This window comes from Pseudonocardia sp. Ae505_Ps2 (assembly GCF_001932425.1).
In the GTDB taxonomy this organism is placed as follows: Bacteria; Actinomycetota; Actinomycetes; order Mycobacteriales; family Pseudonocardiaceae; genus Pseudonocardia.
This window is the reverse complement of record NZ_MCIP01000001.1, coordinates 250,418-271,844: the sequence shown is the minus strand read 5'-3', so window position 1 is coordinate 271,844 and position 21,427 is coordinate 250,418. Positions and strand designations below refer to the sequence as shown.

Below are 21,427 nucleotides of genomic sequence, written 5' to 3'. Positions count from 1 at the left end.
CGGTCACCCGCCGTCGTCGGTGCGGGGTGTCTGCACCAGGCGCACCGACCGCCTGCGGTCGACGAACTGGCCGCGCCCTGGCGGCAGCGTGCGCGGCCGCACCGTCCCGAGGAAGCGACCCTCCTCGCGCGGGCAGGACAGCAGCAGCGCGGGGGTGCCGAGCTCCCACATCCGCCGGATCCCGGCGTTCATCATCGACCGCGAGGCGCCACCGGTGCTGCGGGCGATCACCAGGTGCAGGCCGATGTCGGCGCCCTGGGCGAGCAGCGGCACCAGCGGTTCGAGCGCGCCGGCGCCCATCCCGCCCTCCATCAGCTCGAAGTCGTCGACGAGCACGTAGTAGCGCGGGCCGGTCCACCAGTCCCGGCGCGGCAGCCGGTCCGGGGTGATGTCCGGTCCGGGAACCCGGGCGCGCAGCGTCTCCCCGACCGTCCGCAGTGCCGTCGTCAGTGCGTCGACGCCGACGGAGTAGTCCTGCTGGTACTCCTGGCCGACCGCGTCGTAGAGCTCGCGGCGCACGTCGCCGAACACGATCCGGACCTCGTCGGGGGTGTGGTGGGCGGCGACGCTGCGCGCGACGTGGCGCAGCAGACCCGTCTTGCCGGTCTCGGTGTCGCCGTACACCAGCAGGTGCGGGCTGGCGTCGAGATCCCACCACTGCACACCGAGCCGGGTCTCCTCGACACCCAGCGCCATCCGCATCTCCGCGGTCGCGCTCGCCGCCGTCGGCGCGGGCAGGTCCGCGGGCGAGAGCCGCCCGGGCAGCAGCCGTACCGGAGGGGCGACCGGTGCCCGTGGCGTGGTCAGGGCCTCGGTGAGCTCGACGGTCGCCTCGGACAGGTCGTCGGTGGCGCCGGAACCGTCGATGCGCGGCAGCGCGGCCAGGAAGTGCAGCTTGTCCCGGGTGAGACCGCGGCCGGGTCGCCCCTCCGGCACGGTCGCCGCCACCCGGCTCCCCACCTCCGAGTCCACCGGGTCACCGAGCCGCAGCTCGAAGCGGGTGCCGAGGACGTCGCGCAGCCAGGGGCGCATCTCCGCCCAGCGGTTGGAGGCGATGATCAGGTGGATGCCGAAGCCGAGTCCGCGCGCGGCCAGCTCCTGGAACCGTTCCTCCAGCTCCTCGTAGTCCTGCCGGACCGTGTACCAGCCGTCGACGACGAGCATCACGTCGCCGTAGGGGTCGACGTCGAGGAAGCGGCCGTCGCGGCGGGCGCGCCGGTAGGTCGCCATGGAGTCGATGTTGTGTTCGGCGAACAGGGCCTCCCGCCTCGCCAGCAGGTTGGTCACCTCCAGCACCGTGCGGGTCACCCGGTCCCGGTCGAGCCGGTTCGCCACCGAGCCCACGTGCGGCAGCCCGGACAGCGACGACAGCGTGCCGCCGAAGTCGAGGCAGTAGAACTGCACCTGCGCGGCGGAGTGGGTCAGCGCCAGCGACGCGATGACCGTGCGCAGCAGGGTGGACTTGCCGGTCTGCGGCCCGCCGACGACGCCGACGTTGCCGCCGGCCCCGGACAGGTCGGCGGTCAGCAGCTCGCGTCGCTGCTGGGCCGGCAGGTCGATCAGCCCGACCGGGGCGCGCAGGGTGCCCGAGTCCAGGGCGCCGACGGCACGCAGCCCCAGCTCCGGGTCGTCGACCAACGGGGGGAGCAGCTGGTCCAGCGCGGCCGGGACGACGAGCGGCGGCAGCCACACCTGGTGGGCCCGCGGCCCGATCCCGGTCAGCCGCCCCAGCAGCACGTCGATCATCGTGCGGGTCTCGGTCGGCTCCTCGGGCTCCGGCTCCTCGGCCTCCGGGAGGACGGGTGGCGGGAGGTACTCGGTCCCGAACGCCACCACCTGCTGCTCGACGTCGTCGCGGCGCCGGCGCCGCCGGGCCGGGCGGTAGGTGGCCGAGGAGTAGGCGCCCTTGAACCGCAGCAGGGTCTGGGTGTCCGGACGGAGGTAGCCGTTGCCCGGGGCGGAGGGCAGCTCGTAGGCGTCCGGGACGCCGATGATGCTGCGGCTGTCCCCGGCGGAGAAGGTGCGCAGCCCGATCCGGTAGGACAGGTGGGTCTCGACCTTGGAGATCCTGCCCTCGTCGAGGCGCTGGCTGGCGAGCAGCAGGTGCACCCCGAGGCTGCGGCCCAACCGGCCGATCATGGCGAACACGTCGACGAACTCCGGCTTGGAGGCCAGCATCTCGCTGAACTCGTCGACGACGACGAGCAGGGCGGGCATCGGTTCCAGCGGCGCCCCGGCGGCGCGGGCGGCCTCGTAGCCCCGACGCGAGGCGTGCTCGAACCGGCGCAGGTGCTCCTGGCGTCGGTTCAGCTCACCGGTCAGCGCGTCCTGCATCCGGTCGACGAGCTCCAGCTCGTCCTCCAGGTTCGTGATGACCGCGGAGGTGTGGGGCAGCGAGTCGAACCCGAGGAACGCGGCACCACCCTTGAAGTCGACGAGCACGAAGTTGAGGTCCTCGGAGGTGTGCGTCGTCGCCAGCGCGAGCACCAGCGTCCGCAGCAGCTCGGACTTGCCCGACCCGGTCGCGCCGATGCACATGCCGTGCGGGCCCATGCCGTCCTCGGCGGACTCCTTGAGGTCCAGCTCGAGCGGCGCACCGGCGGCGGAGATGCCGATCGGCACCCGCAGCCGTCGCTGGGCGCCGGCCCGGCCGCTGCGGTAGCGGACCGGGTCGAAGGTCCGTACGTCGCCGAGCCCGAGCAGCGCGGCTAGGTCGTAGTCCGAGGCCAGCGGCTCCTCGGCCGTCCCGGTCGCGGTCCCGATCCGGAAGCGGGCCACGGTGCGTGCCAGCGCCGCGGCCGCGGCCGGCCCCAGCCTGTCCGGGCGGCAGAGCGGTCGCGGTCGCGGGCGGCCCAGCCGGTCGAAGACCACGGTGCGGACCTCGTCCGGGTCGACCTCCAGGAACAGCGCGTCGGCCCGCTGGGTCCACGGCAGCGACCCGCCGACGTCCAGGATCACCGTGTTGCGGTAGCCCTCCAGCACACAGCGGTGCTCCGGGTGCACGCCGACCCCGTCGAGGACCAGCACGACCAGCGGCTCGGTCGCGGTGACCGGGGAGCCCGCCTCGAACCGCGGGCGTCCGGCGAACGCCGGGCCACCGAGCAGGTCCTCCGCCTCGGCCAGGCTGTCGGTCACGATCCGCCGCGCGCCTGCGGCGTCGGGGGAGTCGGGGTCCTGGCCGTGCGGCAGCCACTTGCACCAGTCCCAGCGGTGCCGGTTCTCGTCGCTGCAGGCCACCGCGACCCGCAGGTCGGCGGGGCCGTGCGCGGTGACCAGCTGGGCCAGCATGGCGCGGGCCAGCCCGAGGACCGCCTCGTCGTCGCCGCTCATCTGGATCTGGGCGAACCCGCGGACGTAGACCGCGATCGGGGCGTTGGGGACGGTCGAGTAGGCGCGCAGGAAGCGGCGGAGCGCATGTGCCGACAGCGGTTCCAGGTCCTCCACGGGCTTGGTCTCCGGCGGCGTGAGCGCCAGCGACGACCGCCGGGTCCCCAGCCCGATCCGGATCTCGCCGAAGTCGTCGTGCGAGGGACGGCGTTCCCACAACCGGTAGCCCAGGGCGATCGACCAGAGCGAGCGCGGATCCGGGTGCAGCCACTTCGCGGCCGTCTGCTGGGCGGCCAGCGAGCGGCGGACACGACCGCGCAGCTGGGTGAGATAGCGGACGTAGTCGCGGCGCAGCCCGTGCAGCTTCTGCTTGTGGTTGACGGAGTTGCGCAGCAGCCCGACCAGCATCATGCCCATGGCGGAGAGCACCATCAGACCGCCGCCGACGTAGATCAGCGGTCCGCCGCCGGGCCGGACGAACATCATGACCATGGCCAGCGATCCGAGGCCCATCGGCGCGTACATGAGTGCCGAGCTCATGCCGCCGCCCGTCTCCTCGGGGACCGCGGGCGGCTCCTGGATCTCGACGGTCTCGTCGGGCACCGGGGGCTTCTGACGGCGCGCCCGGCGGGCGAACAGTTCGGTGCTCACGCGCTTCCCCTTCGTGGGTGATCTCCCCTGGAAAGCCCGGGCGGGGCCGCGGCGCCGCGTGCGTACGCGGGGGCGGACCTAGCGTTCCGGGCGGTTCGCGGTGGTCGACACCCTGGCAGGAGAGGACCCGAGGAACCGTGACGCAAGAGCAGATCCAGCATCGCACACGCAGCTCGGCCCGGCTACGTTTCGTCCTCGGTGAGAAGTCCGCGGACATCACCGTGCCGGCCGAGGTGCCGCTCGCCGACCTGCTGCCGGCGGTGCTGCCGCACTTCGGCGGGGACGTGATCGAGCAGGGTGCCGAGCACGAGGGCTGGGTGCTGCAACGGCTGGGCGACCCGCCGTTCGACGAGGAACGCACGACCGGCGAGCTGGGCCTGCGCGACGGCGAGGTGGTGCACGTCCGGCCACGGGCCGACGGGCTGGCCCCGATCGACTACGACGACGTCGTGGACGGTGTGGGGGAGCAGGTCCGCAACCATCCCTGGTCGTGGACCGACGGCCGGACCCGGGCCATGCTGCGACTCCTGGCGGCGCTCGCGCTGCTGACCGGTGTCCCGCTGGTCCTCCAGGTCACCGTGCCGGCGCTGGCGCTCGCGCTGGCCGGGGCCACGGCGGTGGTCCTTCTGGGAGCGGCGGGGCTGGTCGCGCGCAGCGGCGCCGGGACGGTGCCCGCGGCCGGGCTGGCCGGTGTCGCCGTCTGCTACGCCACCACCGGTGGTGCGCTGCTGATCCGGCTCATCGAGCCGGCCGCCCCGGTGATGACGGTGGTCGCCTGCGCCGCGGCCCTGGGCCTGATGGCACTCGCCGTCGGGACCGCGCTGGTCGCCGACGGCGCGCTGCTGTTCGTCGGGGCCGCGACGGCGGGCCTGGTCACGGCCGCCGCCGGCCTGGCCGGAGCGCTGGGCGGGGTGTCGGCGCCGAGGGCCGCGGCGATCGCGGTGGTGCTGTCGCTGGTGGCCGGGGTCTTCGTTCCCTCCATGGCCTTCCGGCTGTCCGGCCTGCAGCTCCCGCTGCTGCCGGGGGAGCCCGAGCAGCTCTCCGACGACGTCGAGCCGGTGCCCTACGCGCTCGTCGTGGAGCGGGGGACGGCGACGGTCGGGTACACCGCGGCCCTGCACGTCGGGCTCGGGGCGGCACAGCTCGTGCTGCTGCCCGTGGTGCTCGTCGAGGGCACCGTCTGGGCGGTGGTGTTCGTGCTCGTCGTGGCGGCGCTGATGGCGCTGCGTGCCCGGCACCTGGACTCGGTGGTGGCCCGGTGGGCGGCGCTCGCGCCGGTGCTCACCGCGCTCGTGGCGTGCGCGGTCGGGGTCGCCCCGGTGCTGTCGCCGACCGCCCGGGTGCTGGGGCTGTGGCTGCCGGTGCTCGCGGCGGGCGCGATGCTCGCCGTGGCGGCCGAGCGGCTGCCCGGCCAGCGGCTGCGGCCGTACTGGGGACGGGCCGTCGAGATCGTCGAGTCGCTCACGGCGGTCGCGGTGCTGCCGCTGCTGTTGCAGGTGCTGGGCGTGTTCGCCTGGATGCGCGGACTGGCGGGCTGAGCAGGTGCAGTCGCGTCGGGACCAGGTCCAGGCCTACTTCTACGTCGTCGGGCGGATGACCTCCGCGGTCACCCACGGCCGGCCGGACGTCGTCCGTCCGCCGGGGCGCCGGCTCAGCACCGGGCTCGCCATCGGCGTGCTGATCGCGGCGGTCCTCTGCGCGGGGTTCGGCGTGTACGGGTTGTTCCAGCCGGGTGGGAACACCTCGTGGCGCACGGCGGGCGCGCTCGTCACCGAGAAGACCTCCGGGGCCCGGTTCGTGTACCTGAACGGGACGCTGCACCCGGTGCTCAACCTCGCCTCGGCCCGGCTGGCGAGCGGCTCGGCCGCGGCGCCGACGTCGGTGTCGGCCGCGTCGCTGGCCGGCACCCCGGTGGGGGCACCGATCGGCATCCCGGACGCGCCGGACTCCCTCCCCAGCGCCACCTCGCTGAACCGGGCCCCCTGGACGGTGTGTGCGAGCCCGCCCACCGCGGGCAGCGTCGGGCCGCCCACCCTGTCGCTGCTGCTCGGCGCCCCCGCCGGTCCCGAGCCGGCGGACGACGAGGGACTGCTCGTCGCCACCCCCGACGGCCAGGAGAGCCTGGTCTGGCAGGGCCGTCGGCACCGGATCGGTGGACCCCGTGTGGCCGCCGCGCTGGGCTACGACGACGTCGCCCCGGCACCGGTGCAACCCGGCTGGCTGTCGGCGGTGCCGGCCGGTCCGGACCTCGTCGCGCCGGCGGTGAGCACCCCCGGCGCCCCGGGGCCCACCATCGCCGGGCGGCCCAGCCGGGTCGGGCAGGTGTACCAGGTCAGCAACCCCGCGCTCGCCTCGGACGATCTCTACCTGGTGCGCGCCGACGGCGTCGTCCCGCTCACCCGGACGATGGCCGCACTGGCGATGTCGAGCGGCGGGAGCACGGTCCGGGTGGGCCCCGCGGACATCGCGACGGTGCCACGGGCGGCCGGTGTGGAGCTCGGTCATGACCTGCCCCCGGTGCCGCCCCGGTTGGTGGTGACCCACCAGGAGGACGTCCCCTGTGTCCGGGTCGACGTCGCCGACGCAGCCGCCCCGGTGCGGATCGGGACCCTGCCGGCCACCGCGGTCGCGGCGGCCACCGTCCCGGCCGGGACGCACACGCCGGGGGTGCAGGCCGACCGGATCGGGATCCCCGCCGCGTCCGGAGTGCTCGCGCGGGTGGCGTCCGCGCCCGGGGCCGCGCCCGGAGCGGCGTTCCTCGTCACCGACATCGGGGTGCGGTTCCCGGTCGACGACGACGACGCCCTGTCCGCGCTGGGCATGCAGGGCAGCAGCGCGGTCGCGGTGCCCGAGCAGCTGCTGGAGCTGCTCCCCACCGGTCCGGTGCTCGACCGGGAACCGGCGCTGCAGACCAGGTCACCGCAGTCCCGGGCAGGGCGATGACCCTGCGCGAGCGACCCGCGGGGGATATCCCCTGATATCCACCCGTCCGGGGTGGTGATAACGGAGTGTTCACGCGGGGCCACCAGCATCTGCAGCATCGGAGAACGTCCGACCATCGACATGTGTAAGGACCATCGCCCACGCCCCGATGCGGTGGGCCGGGAATCCGGAGGACGGAAATGGCCCAGCAGAACACGAAGGCCAATGCGGCAGTCATCGAGCAGGTCGCGGCCCGGCACGAGCAGACCGGCTCGACGCTCATGAGTCTCGTCAGTCGCTCGGCCGGCACCGTTGAGGGTCTGCTCGGTACCAAGAACAGCGCGCTCGGTGTGGCGACGAACCAGGCGTGGGACGACCTGGTGACCTTCGCCCAGCGCAACCAGCAGGAGCTGCAGCATCTCGCCACCGGTATGCGGGAGACCGCCCGCGAGAACATCGCTCAGGACGAGGCCGGCGCCCAGGGCATTCCGCAGGGCACCAACTGATCTGAGCACGTCACCGTTCGTCGTCACCGTCGAAGGAGATCCGTCGTGGACCACATCAAGTACGAGTACGAGAACATCAGCGAGGCGGTGTCCGAGATGAAGCGGACCGCTGGGTCGATGCTGGAGGAGACCGAGTCGCTCAAGCGCGAGGTGAACCAGCTCGTCGGGGCCCCGGACGACTACACCGGTCAGTCGGCCTCCGCCTACGACGGCAAGGCCGTGGAGCTCTCGCGGCAGCTGCAGGCCAAGATCGAGCACCTGAACGAGCTCCACCGGATGGTCCAGCAGGGCGCCGAGGACGTGCAGCTCCAGGACCGTGCGGGCGCGGGCAGGTTCTGACGACTCGGCCGGTGTCACCCCGGACCGGGGTGACACCGGCCGGTCTCCGCTGCGAGGAACGGAGCAGAGATGGCTGAGGACACGAAGGTCGACCGGACGGCCATCGAGGATGCCGCGGGCAAGCTCGGCAAGCTGATGGACGACATGAAGGCGTTCACCGATCTCGACCCGCACTGGCCGGACGCGGGCAAGTTCTCCGTGGCCCAGTACGTCGAGCGGCGGGTCGACGACCGGCGCAACGCCGTGATCGACCACGCGAAGCGGCTGAAGACGATCCTGGACGCGATGGAGCCCTCGCTGAAGGACGTGTCGAAGCTGCTCACGGAGGTCGACTCCGACAGCGCCGCCGCGGTCGGCAAGCGCATCGACCAGCTTCGCGCCGACGCGGACAAGCAGATCGTCGACCGCGCCAACGAGATCGAGCACGAGCAGCACAACTTCACCACCGGCGACGAGTCGGAGGCGAGCAACACCTCCGACGGCGACGGCTACGACGACACCCAGGGCCAGATCATCACCGGTGTGCCCAAGGGCGAGGAGGGCGTGGGCAGCGTCCCGAAGGACGAGGTGCTCAACGCCCCGAGCCAGACCGAGGACACCGACCAGGACACCACTGATGAGGAGTTCCTGGACGAGTACAAGAAGGACAAACCCGGCTCCTGATCCCGGTCTCCGCCGCGCTGTCACCGCATTCCCGAGAGGACACCCAGGACCATGGTCGATCAGACACGCGTCGACGTCGGCGCCGTCACCGCATCTGCCGACGCGGTCGGTGCTCTGCTGCCCCCGAGCTCGGCCTCCCGGGACCGGCTCGGCGCGGACTGGTCGCCCTCGGGGCCGTTCGCGGCGGCGCAGCAGCTCGACGCGGTGACCGATGCGCGCACCCGGGAGCTGCTCGACCACGTCACCGCTCTCCGCACCGAGCTCGGGGAGTTCGGCGGCGCCCTCGCCGACACCGCCCGCAACCTGGTCGAGACCGACGTCGTCTCCGGTACGCGGGTGACCGACCTGCCCGGTGACGAGGTCGTCGATGCCTGACGCCGACGACCCGGACGCGTTCGGCCTCGCCGGACAGGACACCGCACCCCCGCCGGCGTTCGACGCCGCGGACTTCAAGACCTGGACGACGTTGCAGTTCCAGGTCGAGGGCATCGCGCCCCAGGAGGGTCAGTCGCCCGCCCCGGCGGCGTGGAAGAAGTTCGGCGACCAGTTCCAGACCGCCACCGAGCGTCTCCAGTCGATCAACGACGACGTCGCGAAGCTGGTCAAGCAGGTCGACGAGGCGCTGGAGGGGCAGGCCGGATCGGCCTTCCAGGACTACGCGAACGGCGTGCTGAAGGAGAGCAAGGCCTTCGCCGCGGTCCTGGCGGACAAGAAGTACGCCGACACCGTCCGCGGCATCGGCACCGACATCGCCGCGTTCCGCGACAAGTGGTGGGAGACGGTCCAGCAGAGTTGGAAGGACCGTCGCGCGGCCCAGGACAAGGTGCGGGCGAAGGCCATCTCGGCCGTGACGCTCGCCGCGGCGGTGGGGGACACGTCCCTGATCGCCGATGTCGTGCAGACGTACAAGAACGTGGTCCGCCGCATCGAGAACGAGTACGAGGACAAGCTCGTCAAGGAGCTCCAGAAGCAGCTGGGCGGGCTGGCGGACGACTACTCGACGGCGGCCAAGGACATGGCTTCGCTGGACATCGTGCGTGGCGAGAAGGCGCAGGGGTCGAAGTCGGCCGTCGCCAAGCTCGACAAGGACGACGACAAGAAGGACGGCGACAAGGACAAGGACAAGGACAAGGACGACGATGAGGTCGAAAGGGACAGGCACGACGACAAGTACAAGGACGAGGACGACGAGGGCAAGGACGGCGGCACGGACGGGGAGAAGTCTCCGGCCGTCGAGGAGCTGGAGGAACGCGTCGACGAGCTGGAGGAGCGGGTCGAGAAACTGGAGTCCGGCGGCGAGGGCACCGGTGGCTTGGGCGACGACCTCGGCGACGGCTCTGGCTCTGGCTCTGGTGAGGGCTCCGGTACCGGCGGGGGCACGGGCGGTGGCACGGGCTCCGGCGGTGGGAGCGGAGGCGGCGACTCCGCCCGCGACAAGGCCCTGAACGACGCCAAGAACGCGGCCGGCAAGGCGATCGACGATCTGGCCGGTGGTGGCGCCACCGGCGGGGGACCGGGCAGTGGTACCGGTGGGGGCCCCGGTTCCGGCTCCGGGGAGAAGGGCGGCTCCGGCGGAGGCGCCCCGGCCCCCGAGATCCCGGATCTGTCCACCGAGTCGCCGGGCGGCGGCGCCGCGGACGGCACCGGGGGCGGGACCGGCGGCGGGACCGGCGGCGGTGGCACGGACCCGCAGCGTCAGGCCGCGCTCGACCAGGCGAAGAAGGCAGCCGGAGAGGCGATCGACGACCTCCGCGGCGGGGGCTCCGACCCGACCCGGGACTCGGCTCTCGAGGACGCGAAGAACGCCGCGAACCGTGCGATCGACGACCTGGCGGGCGGCGCCGGTGGCCCCGGCGACGGTTCGTCCGGCGGTGGCCTGCCGGGATCGGGCGGTGGCCTGCCGGGATCGGGTGGTGGCACGCCCGGATCGGGGACGGGCGGCGGGGCGAAGTCACCGTCGTCGGGCGGCGGCAGCGGGTCCGGGGCGGAGGCAGCCAAGCGCGACCAGGCCCTGGAGGACGCGAAGAAGGCCGCGAACGAGGCCATCGACGATCTGCAGAATCCGGTGTCCGAGGGCGGCTCCGGCGACGGGAGCGGCTCGGACACGGGGAGCGGTTCTGACACGGGGAGCGGCTCCGACACGGGGAGCGGTTCCGGCGGGGCGAGCAGCGATCCCACGCGCGACCAGGCGATGGAGGACGCGAAGTCGGCCGCCCAGAAGGCGATCGACGAGCTGCGTACCGACGACCCGGCCCGCAACGAGGCACTCGACCAGGCCAAGGAGGCCGCGAACAAGGCCATCGACGACATGGGCCGCGAGGGCGACACGGCGCTGAACCCCGGCGACCGCGGCCTGCTCGACCAGGCACACGGGGCGGCCAACAAGGCACTCGCCGAGCTGGGAGCGGACGCCACGCCGGAGGAGCGGCGGGCGGCCGTCGAGAAGGCGATCGACGACCTGGGCAACCCCACCGGCGACCCGCACCGCCAGGCCGTCCTGGACGAGCTGAAGGACACGGCGACCGACGCCCTGGGCGACGATCCGCACGGCCGGACCTCGGACGCGATGGACAAGGCGTTCGAGGCGCTCGGTCAGGACGCGGCCGACAAGACCGGCCTCGGCGGCGACGCCGGGGGCAGCACGGCGAGCGAGGGCGGCGGCTCCGGCAGTGGCAGCTCGGTGACGCCGCCGGATCTGCCGTCGGCGTCGGAGCTGATGGGCGAGGACGGCAGCGGCGGTGGTGCGGGCGACGGTTCCGGCGACGGTGCCGGGAGTGGCCCGGGAGGCGGCTCCGGCAGTGGCAGCTCGGTGACGCCGCCGGATCTGCCGTCGTCGTCGGAGCTGATGGGCGAGGACGGTACCGGCGGTGGCGCGGGCGGCGGCTCGGGCGACGGCGCCGGTGGTGCCGGGGGTGGTCTCGGCGGTGGTGCAGGTGGCGGCCCGGGTTCCCTCGACCCGAGCCACGCACAGTTCGACACCGACGTCGCGTCCGAACGTGGCTTCAGCACCCCACCCGGTGGGATCCCGAACGGGCAGGTCCTGCCCGCCGCCAACGGCGGTGCCGCCGGTCCGATGGGTGGCGGCATGCCGATGGGTGGCATGCCCATGGGTGGCGCCGGGATGTCGCCGCAGGGCATGGGACAGGAGCGCGACCGCGAGCCGCACACCTGGCTGCAGGCCGAGGGCGGGATCTGGGACGAGGACACCGACCACCTCGCGCCCGGTGTGATCGGACGGACCTGACCGTGACCGCCCGCGTCCCACCGGTGGACGCCGGTTTCGACGCGGTCGTCGCCCAGCTGCTCGCGGCCGACCCGGACGTGCTGTATCGGCGGGCGGCCGCGGTCGACGCGGTCGTCGCCGAGCTGGAGACGGCCCGCGACGGCCTGCGCCGCGAGACCCACCGCGTCCAGGAGGTGATGCTCGGCGCGACCGCCGACGGGTTCGTCGCCGAGTCCGCGGCGAAGGCGGCCGCGATGGAACGGTCACTGGACGCCGTCCGGAGCTGGTCGCCCGCGCTGCGCCGCGCGGCCGACGAGCTCGCCCGTGCCCGCAGCGCGGCGCAGTCGTTGCGTGAACAGCGCGCCGCCTGGGCCGGGCACCCGCAGGCAGCCGAGGTCGAGGAGACCTTCGCCGCGGCGGCCCGGGCCGAGCTGGCCCGCGTGGAGACCGTGCTCGGCGCCGCCGGCGGCACACAGCAGCCGATCGCGGCGGTGCCGGGATCGGTGCCCGCCGGCGGCACCACGGCGACGCCGACGTCGGCCACCGCACCGCCACAGCCGACGGTGGTCACCGCGATGCAGCAGACCTCGCCGGCCCCCACGGCCGGGATCCCGGGGCTGACCGCACCCGGCCCGGAGGCGGCCGGCGTCCGTGCGGCCTCGGTTCAGGCGACCCCGACCCCGGCGACCGTCGGCGCGGTACCGGAGGGCACGCCCGCGGCGCCGGGCGAGGTGGCGTTCGCTCCGGCGGCGTTCGCACTCGGTGGTCAGGCGCTCGGTGCCCCGGCCGCCGCTCCGGCCGCGGCGGTTCCCAGCGGCACGCTGCAGTCCGCTCCGGTGCTCGCCGCGCGGGCCCCGACCGTGGCCCCGTCGGGGGTGCTGGGACGCCCGACCGAGACCGGCCGGGCGGTCACGCCGGCGACGGTCACCGTGCCGGACGGCACCCGGACGGCTCCGGCCACGCAGGAGCCCGTCGCGCCCGTGCGGTCGCTCGGGGCCGTCGTCCCGGGCTCGTCCGCCCAGAGCGACGCCGCGATGCCGGGCGGCGTCGTCGGGATGGCCACCGGCGGGGTGCTCGGACGCGGCGGGACCGAAGGCCGGACCCCGGCCGGGACGGCTCCGTCCCCGGCGGTGGAGCGGACCGACGCGACCCGTCGCGGGTCGGAGCGCGCGACCGGCGCGGAGACGGTCGATGCCGTGGCGGTGCCGCAGCTCGAGGCACCGCGGACCGCGGGGGTGTCCGCCTCCTCCACGACCCCGGAGCGGGTCCGTCCGGACCTGGGCCCGGTGCCGTCGGCGCCGGCTCCGTCGTCCTCGCTTCCCGCGTCGTCCGGGGGAGCGGCGACCCGGATGCCGACCCTTCCGGTCACCGGCGACACGGCGGCCATCGCGACGCTGCCGGTCACCACCCCCACCCCGGACCCCCGCAGCGGCGGTCGCCTCCCCCTCGGCCCGGCCGGCGCCGACGTGGGAACGCCCGGCGCCGGGCCGACGGGGGCCCCGTTCATGCCGATGGGTGCCGGGATGGCCGGCGGGATGAACCAGAACGACGACCGCACCCGCGAGACCTCGCTGACCGCTGATCCCAGCAACTGGCGCGACGACGGCGTACCGGGCGTGCTGGGCCGAACCTGAGTCCCGCACCCGCCCGACCACACGAGGAGGAGACACCCATGAGCGACGCCACCGACCACGAGGCCTACTACGCCAGGCGGCTCGACGAGTCCTTCGACCAGCTCGAGCAGGAACGTGCGCGGGTCGGCGAGGTCAGCCGGGTGTGGAAGGAGGAGCAGACGACGGTCGTCGCCAAGGACCGGTCGTTCACCATGACCTTCGACGGCCGTGGTGACCTCACCGACCTCAGCTTCCACGGCACCCGGTACCGCTCGCTGGCACCCACCGAGCTCGCGCACCTGATCGTCGCGACGCTGCAGTCCGGGCGGTTGCAGGCCCTGGAGCGCACCGCGGCGATCGTCCAGGAGGGCGGCGGCGCGGACGGGCTGGACCTGGTCGGACTCGCGACCGGCAAGGTCGACCCCGCCGAGATGATCGAGTCCCTGATGGGTTCGATGTTCGCCGAGATGGGCGTCGAGGACCCGACCCGGGGTGAGCGTCGTGGCCGATGAGACCTACGTCGACCTCCCCGGCGTCCGGCGCAACGCCGACGGGGTGCGTCGCATCCGCAGCGACCTGGCGGGCCCGTTGGAGCGTCTGAACGCACTCAGCGCGCAGTACGAGGGCTGCTGGGGCAGCGACGACATCGGCAAGGCCTTCGGGGAGAAGTACTCGCCGGACTCGACCGAGGCCCGCGCCGGCGTCGGCGAGACGACCGAGGGGCTCGACCTCTACGCCGACAACCTCGAGATCTCGGCGGAGAACCTGACGCGGCTCGACGAGGACAACGGCTCGCACGTCCCGCCGATGCCCGACGCGAGATGACCACCCGCACCGACCCGTGCGGGCCCGCACCTGCGGGTGGGGCGTGGACGCCCGCGTAGTGCCCACCGGCGCCGAGGAGCCCGCAGCGGACCCGTCCGCCGGCCCGGAGGCGGCCCGACCCGACCCCGCCCGGCGGCAGCGCCGGGGCATCGCACCACCCGGAACGAGGAAGGAGGGATCCCTGCGATGGCAGGACAAGGCGGATCGACCGAGCTGCCCGACTCCCTCCAGAAGTTCTTCAAGGTCACCCTCGGGATGGAGTGGCCGGAGGGCAACGAGGGCAACCTCCGAGAGCTGAGCGCAGCATGGGCCGACCTCGCGGCCGCGCTCGAGCGGGCCGCGCTCGATGCGCGGCGGTCCGGTGACGCGCTCGACGACGTCCTGCGCGGTGACACCGGCGCCGCGAACGCGAAGCTCATCGGCGAGGACTACGCCGCCAGCCTCACCGAGCTGGCCAACGGCGCCGACGAGTTCCGGAAGGCGACGAAGAACGCCGCCGCGGACATCCAAAAGGGCAAGATCATGCTGGTCGTGATGGCCGCGATGACCCTCGCGGCCGTCATCGAACTGCTCGTGTCGCTGTTCGGGGCGATCTTCGTCCCGGCCGTCCTCGCCGCGGCCCGGGTCACTTTGTGGGCGCTGCTGCGGCAGATGGTCAAGCAGATGATCCAGGCGGTCGCGCGGCTGGGGTTGAACAAGGCGTCCGCCCAGACGTTGCTGCGGGGGATCTCGAAGGCGCTCGCCGAGGCGACCAAGCGGGCGGCGCTCTACGGGGCGGGCGGCGCCGGGCTCATGGCCGGCCTCGACGGTCTCATCCAGGTCGGGCAGAACAGCGCGGGTGGCCGCGAGGGCTACGACCTCGACTCCATCGGGCACAGCGCGATCGGTGGTGCGATCGGCGGGGCCGGCGCCGGGCTCGCGCGCGCGGCGGCCGGCGGCGTCCGCAGCTGGAGCAACAGCGCGATGCGCAACCTCAACCGGGCGCGCCGGCCGGAAACCCCGCCCCTGCAGCTCGCCCGCCACGTCCGCGCGTTCGGCATCCTCGGCTACGCCGGCGCACAGATCATGACGGCGCCTGCGTCCGGTGCGGTCATCAACGCGGTGTTCGGGGAGGACTCCAACCCGTTCTTCGGCGCCATCGGCGCGCTCGGCGGAATGCGCAGCCGGCCCGGTGGCGACTTCGGGATCGCCGCGAGCAAGTTCCCCGCACTGAGCCCGACCTCGCTGCTGGACCACATGAAGAAGGAGGGGCTGGGGCCCTCCGCGACCCCGCCGCCCTGGATGGCCTCCGGTGGCCCGGGAGCCGGCGTCACCACCCCCACGACGTTCGACGGAGGGGGGCCGCCGACCGGGCCCCAGCTCGCCGACGACGGGACGACGACCCGCGGCGACGACGGGGACTCCTCGCCGTCGACGCGGTCCCCGGAGCAGGGGGTGGGGGACCGTCCGCCGCTGGTGATCCCGTCGGCGCCGACGGTGGGGACCCCCCTCTCCGCGGTGCCGGAGTCCTCGTCCCCGGGGGCCGTCACCGGATCGTCCGCGGCGTCCTCCCAGCCGTGGAGCTCGGCCGCGGGTGCCCGACCGGAACCGGTGTTCTCGTCCGCTCCGCCGTCCCCTGCGCCGTCCTCTGCGTCGTCCGTGGTCGACCCCGACGCGTCGTCCCCGGCCGGGAGCAGTGCGGCCGGGAGCAGCGCGGCGGGGAGCAGCGCCGCGGGCAGCACTGCGGCTGAGAACAGCGCCGCGGGGAACAGCGCCGCGGGGAACAGCGCCGCCGGGAACGATGCCGCCGGGAACGCGACGGGCAGCGCGGCCGGCGGCGATCCGGCGGGCCGTGGTGCCGCGGGGATCGACTCGGCCGGTGGCACCGCTGCGGGCAGCGCAGCGGCCGGGAACCCGACGGGTGGCGATCGGACGGGCGGCGCCTCCACGAGTGGCCCCGACACGGGTACCGACGCGGCAGCCGGGAACGGCACCCGCGGCAGCGACACGACGGGCGGGGCGATTCCCCGGGCCGACGTGACGGCCGGCGGGACGTCCGGAGGCGACGCGGCCGGTGGCGGCGTGCTCGGCGCCGAGCCCGGTCTCGGCGACACCGGGCTCGGCGGTGCGCACGGCTCCACCACGGAGCTCGGCAGCACCCCCGGCGGCAACGCGGAGTTCGGCAGTACCTCCGGCGGAGATGCGGCGAGCTCCGCCACGCCCGGCGGCAGTGTGGCGGGCTCCGCCACGCCCGGCGGCACCACAGCGAGCTCTGCCGCGTCCGGCGGGAGCGCGGCGGGTTCTGCCACGCCCGGCGGAAGCGCGGCGGGCTCCGCCACGCCCGGCGCCACCACGGCGAACGGGAGCTCCACGGGCGGCGGGGCGGCGGGCAACACCCCGCCCGGGAGCAGCTCGAACGCCCACGGGACGACCCCTGAAACGGCGGTCGGAGGTTCCGCGGAGACCCCGACCCCCGCGTCGGTCAGCGAGGGCCGTGGGGAGAGCACCTCCCCCCGGGACGCCGTCGTCGAGGGTGAGGGTTCCGGCCGCGGTGCCGAGACGCCCGGCGCCGTCGGAACGGTGCGGCCGGATGGTGGTGCCACGCCGGGCGCGGTCTCCACCGGCGACGGTCCGCCCACCCCCGGCATCGCCCGGGACGTCGACACGACCCGCCCGACCGAGCCCACGCCGGCCACCCGCGACACGACGACCGACTCCCCCGGTGGTGTGTCCCGGGAGCCGGTCCCTGGTGCGCAGACCACGAGGGGGGACTCCGGAGGCACCGCGGCCCCGAGCGGCCCCGAGGCGTCTCCGCCCCGGAGCGCCGACGACAGCGGGGGCCGTGCGGTGGACGGCTCCGTCCTGTCCGCGCCGACGTCCGTCACGGCGGTGACGCCGCAGCCCACGACGTCGGGCGGCGGCCGCGACGCCGTCGCGCCGTCCGGTGGCGGCCGGGACGCCACGACGTCGTCCGGTGGCGGGAGGGACACCGCGTCGTCGTCCGGCGGGGGACGCACCGACACCACTGCGACCGGCACCGGGTCCGGGGCGGGCACCTCCCGTTCCGGTCGTCCGGGGCTGTCGGTCGAGACCGCGGCCGGGGACGGGCGCACCGTCGGGGGCGGGTCCACCGCCCCCACACCGACGAGTGGCGGCCGCGGCGGCGATCCCGTCACCGCCGACGGGTCCCGTGCCGGGGACGGCCCCCGGGACGAGGTGTCCCCGGTCGGCCCGGTCGACGGGGACCGGGCCACGTGGGAGACCTCGGGATCCCCCTTCGCCACCGACGCCGTGTCCCCGCTCGTCGAGCGCGGTGAGTCCCCGGTCCTGCCGGCGACCGTGTCGCACACGCCGACCAGCGGCACACCCCCGACGACCAGCACGCCGGCCGCGGCCGGCAGCACGCCGCCGGCGACGAGCAGCGTCCCCCCGACGAGCAGCACGCCCCCTCGGGTCCCCACCCCGGTCCCGTCCGGGGCGACACCGGCCCCGCCCGCACCGGTGTCTGCAGCGTCCTCGGCCACCCCGGCCACGACGGCCGGTCCGGCCACGACGTCCACCGCGACCCGCACCGACGGCGCCCCGCCGGCCGCGGTACGCACCGGCACGGACACCACGGCGCGGACGGGAGATCCCTCGTCCGGCGAGCACCGCACGACCACCTCCCGTACCCCGGACGGGGAGTCCCGCGGCACCGAGTCGCGCCCGGCGACGTCGGCCGGCCGCACGCGCACCCGCGACGAGGAGGACTCCGCGGTCGTCCTGCCGGTGCCGGCCCCCCATCCCGCCGACGTCGGTCCGCCCGCCCCACGCAGCGGCGACGACGGGGGACGGTCCGCATCGCTACGCCCGGAGCACGGCGCGCCGGTCACGCCGGTCGGCTTCCGTGAGTTCAGCAGCGCGGTCGGTGAGGACGCCCGCGGCCCGATCCGTGACGCCACCGACGCGTTCGTCCGCGACGTCCTGACCACACCCCCGGACCGCCCGGCCCGTGCCATGACGATCACCGGCCACGGCAACGGGTCGATGCGCCGCATGCCCTGGTCGGTCGACGGCACCTCCACCGGACGGGCCCGCGCCGAGGCCGTGCGGGCGGTCGTCCTGGAGCGGCTCGACGAGCTCGCGAGGGAGGGTGGCCTGGGCGGCCGGGAGCCCTCCGAGTTCCGCGTCCTGGTACGAGCGGACGCGACGCCGCTCACGTCCGGGGCGCTGCGCGACACGAACCGGGTCGCGATCATCGACTACACCACCGACGACGTCGCCGGCACCCGGTCGGAGAGCACGGTGACGTTCGGCTCCGGCCAGCACCGCCCCGATCCGGGGGCCGACGCCGACATCGTCGCGCTCGCGGGACAGATCCGCGAACGCCTCCGCGGCGGCGGCTCGGTCCGGGCGGAGATCATCGGTGACGGCACCGGCCGTCCGGCGCAGCGGCTGGCGCACCACGGCGGGGCACTGATCGAGTCGTCCGGCCGGGTGGCCAAGACCCGGCTCGGCAGTGCCGAGAAGTGGGCCCGCGACCTGGTCAGCCACCCCGCCGACGACCCCCGTCCCCCCAGCCGGTGGGTGGTCCGGCCGCCGTCGCCCGGGCCCGAGGCGCTCCTGGAGCAACGGCGTGTCGCCGGCCGGGAGCGGGCCGGCAACGTCGCCGAGCGGCTCCGCGAGCTGCTCGGCCCGCAGGCCGACCGCGTCCACATCGCGACCCGGGCCGCCGTCGACACCCCGGACGGCTCGGTCCCGGAGCCGTCGCGGACGGTGCGGGCCGTCGTCGAGCAGGACGCGGCGCGCCGGCCCGAGACGCTCGGACGCCGCGATCCCGGCGAGGACCTCGCGCCCCCGCGCGACCGTGACGGGCTTCGTGACGGGCTCCGTGACCTCGAACGGGACAGCGCCCGCGACGGCGACGGGAGCGACAGTGGGCGGAGCGACAGCGGGCGGAGCGACAGTGACCTGAGCGATGCCGCCCTGAGCGACGCCGCCCTCGCCGCCGCGCCCGTCCACATCCCGTTCGCCGAGGGCTCCCACCGGATCGCCCACAGCCACCGCGCGGCGGTCGACCGTGCCACCGATGCGTGGATCGCCGACGTCGTCGCCGCCCGCAGGGCAGGGGGCCCGACGCCCGCGCTGGTGGTCACCGGGCACGGCAACGGGTCACGTGAGGTCGTGCGGCCGTGGGCCGACCGCACCGGCGCCGAGGTCACCGGCCGTGACCGGGCCCGCTCGGTGCACGACGTCGTCGAGCAGCGCCTGGCCGAGCGGCTGCGCACCGACCGGCCCGGTGGTCTCACCCGCGAGGACTTCCGCATCGTGTCCGCCGGCAGCGCGCTCCCGCCCACCCCGGACGCGCCCGCCGAGCAGCGCCGCGTCGCCGTCATCGAGCAGCGCGCCGACGACGTCACCCGCACCGACTCGGTGCACGACGTCGCCTTCGACTCCCACGTCACCCGCCTCGGCGACGATGCCCGCCGTGACCTCACGACCTTGGCCGGCGAGGTCCGCGAACGCGCCCGCCTGGCCGCCGAGGCCGGGGAGCCCCCGCCGCGGGTGGAGCTGGTCGGCGACGGGATGGGCCACCGCGCCGACCGCCTCCGCGGCGGTGCGGAGTCCCTCGTCGGTCGGGCCGACACCGACCGGGCCGGGCGTCCCCGCAACGACGTGGCCCAGCGGCTGGCGACGGGCCGGGCGCGGGCACTGGCCGCGGCCGTGTTCCTGCGCGGGCAGCTCGCCGATGTCCCCGGGGTGCGGATCGTGCATCGCGCCGCGGTCGACGCACCGGACGGTGTCGTGCCCCGGCCGAGCCGCGGCGTGCAGGCGCACGTCGACGCGCCGGTGCCGCGCACCGTCATGGGCGACCCGCAGGGCCGTCACCTGCAGGACGTGCCCCGCCGGGTGCACGTCCCGTTGCTGGGCGGCCGGTTCACCGCCGACGTCCGCCGCGCGCTGGACCTGTGGATCGCCAGGACCGGCGACCCCTCCGCAGTACATGTGTGGGCCGACGCCCCCGGTCGTCCCGGTGGCCTCTCGGACATGGCCCGGCGCCGCCTGACCGAGCTCGGGGTCACGGTCCGTGACATCTCCACCGACCTCCCGTCCGGCACCCGTGCCACCGACCGGATCCTCCACCACCGGGTGCGCACCGGGTCCTTCACCGGTGTCGGCACGGACGTCGCGCTGTCGGTCATCCACTCCGAGGGTGGGATCTGGGCCGACCCGGCCGTGCGCGCCACCGGCGACGGCCCACCCGCTCCGCTCCCGGCGACGATGCCGCGCATGCCCGCCGGCGTCACCGACGGGGAACCGCTGTTCCCGCTGCTCACCGGCCATGTCGACGGCCTTGCGGGGCCCGGCACCGGACTGTTCGTCGCGCCTCCGGGCTCGGCGTTGCTGCAGACCCTGCTCAACTCCGACCGGCTCGGCGAGGACGGGTTCCTCACCGGCCGCCTGCAGGAGCACCTCGACGGGCGCCCGGTGGACCTGACGGCGCGGGCCGACCGCGGCACCGAGGCCGACCTGCGCACCGACCTCGGCGCCGGCCGGTTCCGGGTCGACGACCACGTCCTGTCGCCGTGGACCGGCCGTGACGTGCCCGCCCCGGCCGCCGCCTCCCGCTCGATGCTGCGGGTGCAGTCGGTGGGCCCACAGCAGCGGCAGGCCGTGGCGGACCTCATCGCGTCGATGGTCCCGGGTGCATCGGCACGCCGGTCGGGGACGGCGACGTCCGCGCAGCTCGACGCACTGCTCACCCACCGGCCGTCGGCGCTGCACCAGGGGCTGCCCTTCGACGTCGAGATCGGCGGCCGCCGCTACGAGGCCGTCGTCGCCATCGACCACGTCCCCGGACGGCGGGCCGAGGGGCCCGATCCCGCCGCGCCGAAGACCGACGGCACCGAGCAGATCCGGCGCGGCACCGACAACCTCGTCGAGGGCCGCTACGACGACAGCAGCCGGGCCGTCCCGATCGCCGGTTCCGGTGGGTCGCTCGCCGGGTACGGCGGCGCCGCGATCACCGTGTCCGGGGGCGACACCGTCGGCCACCGGACCCGCAAGACGGTCAACAACGATGTCGGCTACGACGCCAAGCACACCCCGGCCGCCGACGTCCCGGTCCGCTTCACGGTCACCGTGCGCGACGAGTCCGGCGCCGTCGTCGGGCCCGGGCCGCGTGCCCTGGACGGCACCGCCACCGGGTGGTTCGACGAACCGAAACCGAACCCCGGCGCCCGCCCCGCCGTCGAGCTCGGTCCCGCCGCCGGCCCGGCGCTGTCCAACGCGGCCGTCCTCGACGTCCGCGGGGCCGGCCCCGACGCGGTCCTCGCTGCATTGGCCGACCAGCTCCCGCCCGGGTTGCTGCGCCCCGACTCGCCGGGCCGCAACCGGCT

General features: G+C 75.0%; 12 protein-coding genes (1 of these 12 only partly in view). 11 read left to right on the top strand and 1 reads right to left on the bottom strand.

What is annotated here, in order from left to right:
- Positions 1-3: 3 nt before the first annotated feature.
- Positions 4-3,978: a type VII secretion protein EccCa gene (gene eccCa, locus Ae505Ps2_RS01120; protein WP_075553340.1), complete on the bottom strand. Its 3,975-nt coding sequence runs from the start codon at positions 3,976-3,978 to the stop codon at positions 4-6.
- 137 nt (positions 3,979-4,115) lie between these two features.
- Between eccCa and eccD the strand changes: the two genes are divergently transcribed.
- The 11 genes from eccD to Ae505Ps2_RS01065 form a co-directional block, all read left to right on the top strand.
- Complete coding sequence (gene eccD, locus Ae505Ps2_RS01115) at positions 4,116-5,516, top strand: type VII secretion integral membrane protein EccD (protein ID WP_075310565.1); 1,401 nt, start codon at positions 4,116-4,118, stop codon at positions 5,514-5,516.
- 4 nt (positions 5,517-5,520) lie between these two features.
- Positions 5,521-6,921: a type VII secretion protein EccB gene (eccB, locus tag Ae505Ps2_RS01110; RefSeq protein ID WP_075310567.1), complete on the top strand. Its 1,401-nt coding sequence runs from the start codon at positions 5,521-5,523 to the stop codon at positions 6,919-6,921.
- 179 nt (positions 6,922-7,100) lie between these two features.
- Positions 7,101-7,406, top strand: a complete 306-nt coding sequence (locus tag Ae505Ps2_RS01105) for a hypothetical protein (protein WP_075310569.1) — start codon at positions 7,101-7,103, stop codon at positions 7,404-7,406.
- Between the two features lie 45 nt (positions 7,407-7,451).
- Positions 7,452-7,745, top strand: a complete 294-nt coding sequence (locus Ae505Ps2_RS01100) for a WXG100 family type VII secretion target (protein ID WP_075310571.1) — start codon at positions 7,452-7,454, stop codon at positions 7,743-7,745.
- A 69-nt stretch (positions 7,746-7,814) separates the two neighbouring features.
- The gene (locus tag Ae505Ps2_RS01095; RefSeq protein WP_075310573.1) at positions 7,815-8,408 is read left to right on the top strand and encodes a hypothetical protein; all 594 of its coding nucleotides are present in this window, start codon (positions 7,815-7,817) and stop codon (positions 8,406-8,408) included.
- Positions 8,409-8,459: 51 nt separating this feature from the next.
- Entirely contained in the window at positions 8,460-8,783 is a 324-nt protein-coding gene (locus Ae505Ps2_RS01090) for a hypothetical protein (protein ID WP_075310575.1), read from the top strand.
- The gene (locus Ae505Ps2_RS33930) at positions 8,776-11,652 is read left to right on the top strand and encodes a hypothetical protein (RefSeq protein ID WP_075553339.1); all 2,877 of its coding nucleotides are present in this window, start codon (positions 8,776-8,778) and stop codon (positions 11,650-11,652) included. Before Ae505Ps2_RS01090 ends, Ae505Ps2_RS33930 begins: the two co-directional genes overlap by 8 nt.
- A 2-nt stretch (positions 11,653-11,654) precedes the next feature.
- Positions 11,655-13,265 (top strand): hypothetical protein, encoded by a 1,611-nt coding sequence (locus tag Ae505Ps2_RS01080; RefSeq protein ID WP_075553338.1) that lies wholly within the window; start codon positions 11,655-11,657, stop codon positions 13,263-13,265.
- Positions 13,266-13,303: 38 nt separating this feature from the next.
- Complete coding sequence (locus tag Ae505Ps2_RS01075; RefSeq protein ID WP_020625943.1) at positions 13,304-13,756, top strand: hypothetical protein; 453 nt, start codon at positions 13,304-13,306, stop codon at positions 13,754-13,756.
- Positions 13,746-14,069, top strand: a complete 324-nt coding sequence (locus Ae505Ps2_RS01070) for a hypothetical protein (RefSeq protein ID WP_139320109.1) — start codon at positions 13,746-13,748, stop codon at positions 14,067-14,069. Before Ae505Ps2_RS01075 ends, Ae505Ps2_RS01070 begins: the two co-directional genes overlap by 11 nt.
- Positions 14,070-14,255: 186 nt before the next feature.
- Positions 14,256-21,427 carry the start of a toxin glutamine deamidase domain-containing protein gene (locus tag Ae505Ps2_RS01065; RefSeq protein ID WP_075553337.1) on the top strand. 22,528 nt of this gene lie beyond the right edge of the window, so 7,172 of the gene's 29,700 nt are visible here — the first part of the coding sequence; its start codon is at positions 14,256-14,258; the stop codon falls past the right edge of the window.

Excerpts from the sequence above, each read along its gene's own strand:
- Ae505Ps2_RS01105 (WP_075310569.1), top strand. The coding sequence starts at position 7,101 with ATGGCCCAGCAGAACACGAAGGCCAATGCGGCAGTCATCGAGCAGGTC.
- Ae505Ps2_RS01095 (WP_075310573.1), top strand. The coding sequence starts at position 7,815 with ATGGCTGAGGACACGAAGGTCGACCGGACGGCCATCGAGGATGCCGCG.
- Ae505Ps2_RS01090 (WP_075310575.1), top strand. The coding sequence starts at position 8,460 with ATGGTCGATCAGACACGCGTCGACGTCGGCGCCGTCACCGCATCTGCC.
- Ae505Ps2_RS33930 (WP_075553339.1), top strand. The coding sequence starts at position 8,776 with ATGCCTGACGCCGACGACCCGGACGCGTTCGGCCTCGCCGGACAGGAC.
- Ae505Ps2_RS01075 (WP_020625943.1), top strand. The coding sequence starts at position 13,304 with ATGAGCGACGCCACCGACCACGAGGCCTACTACGCCAGGCGGCTCGAC.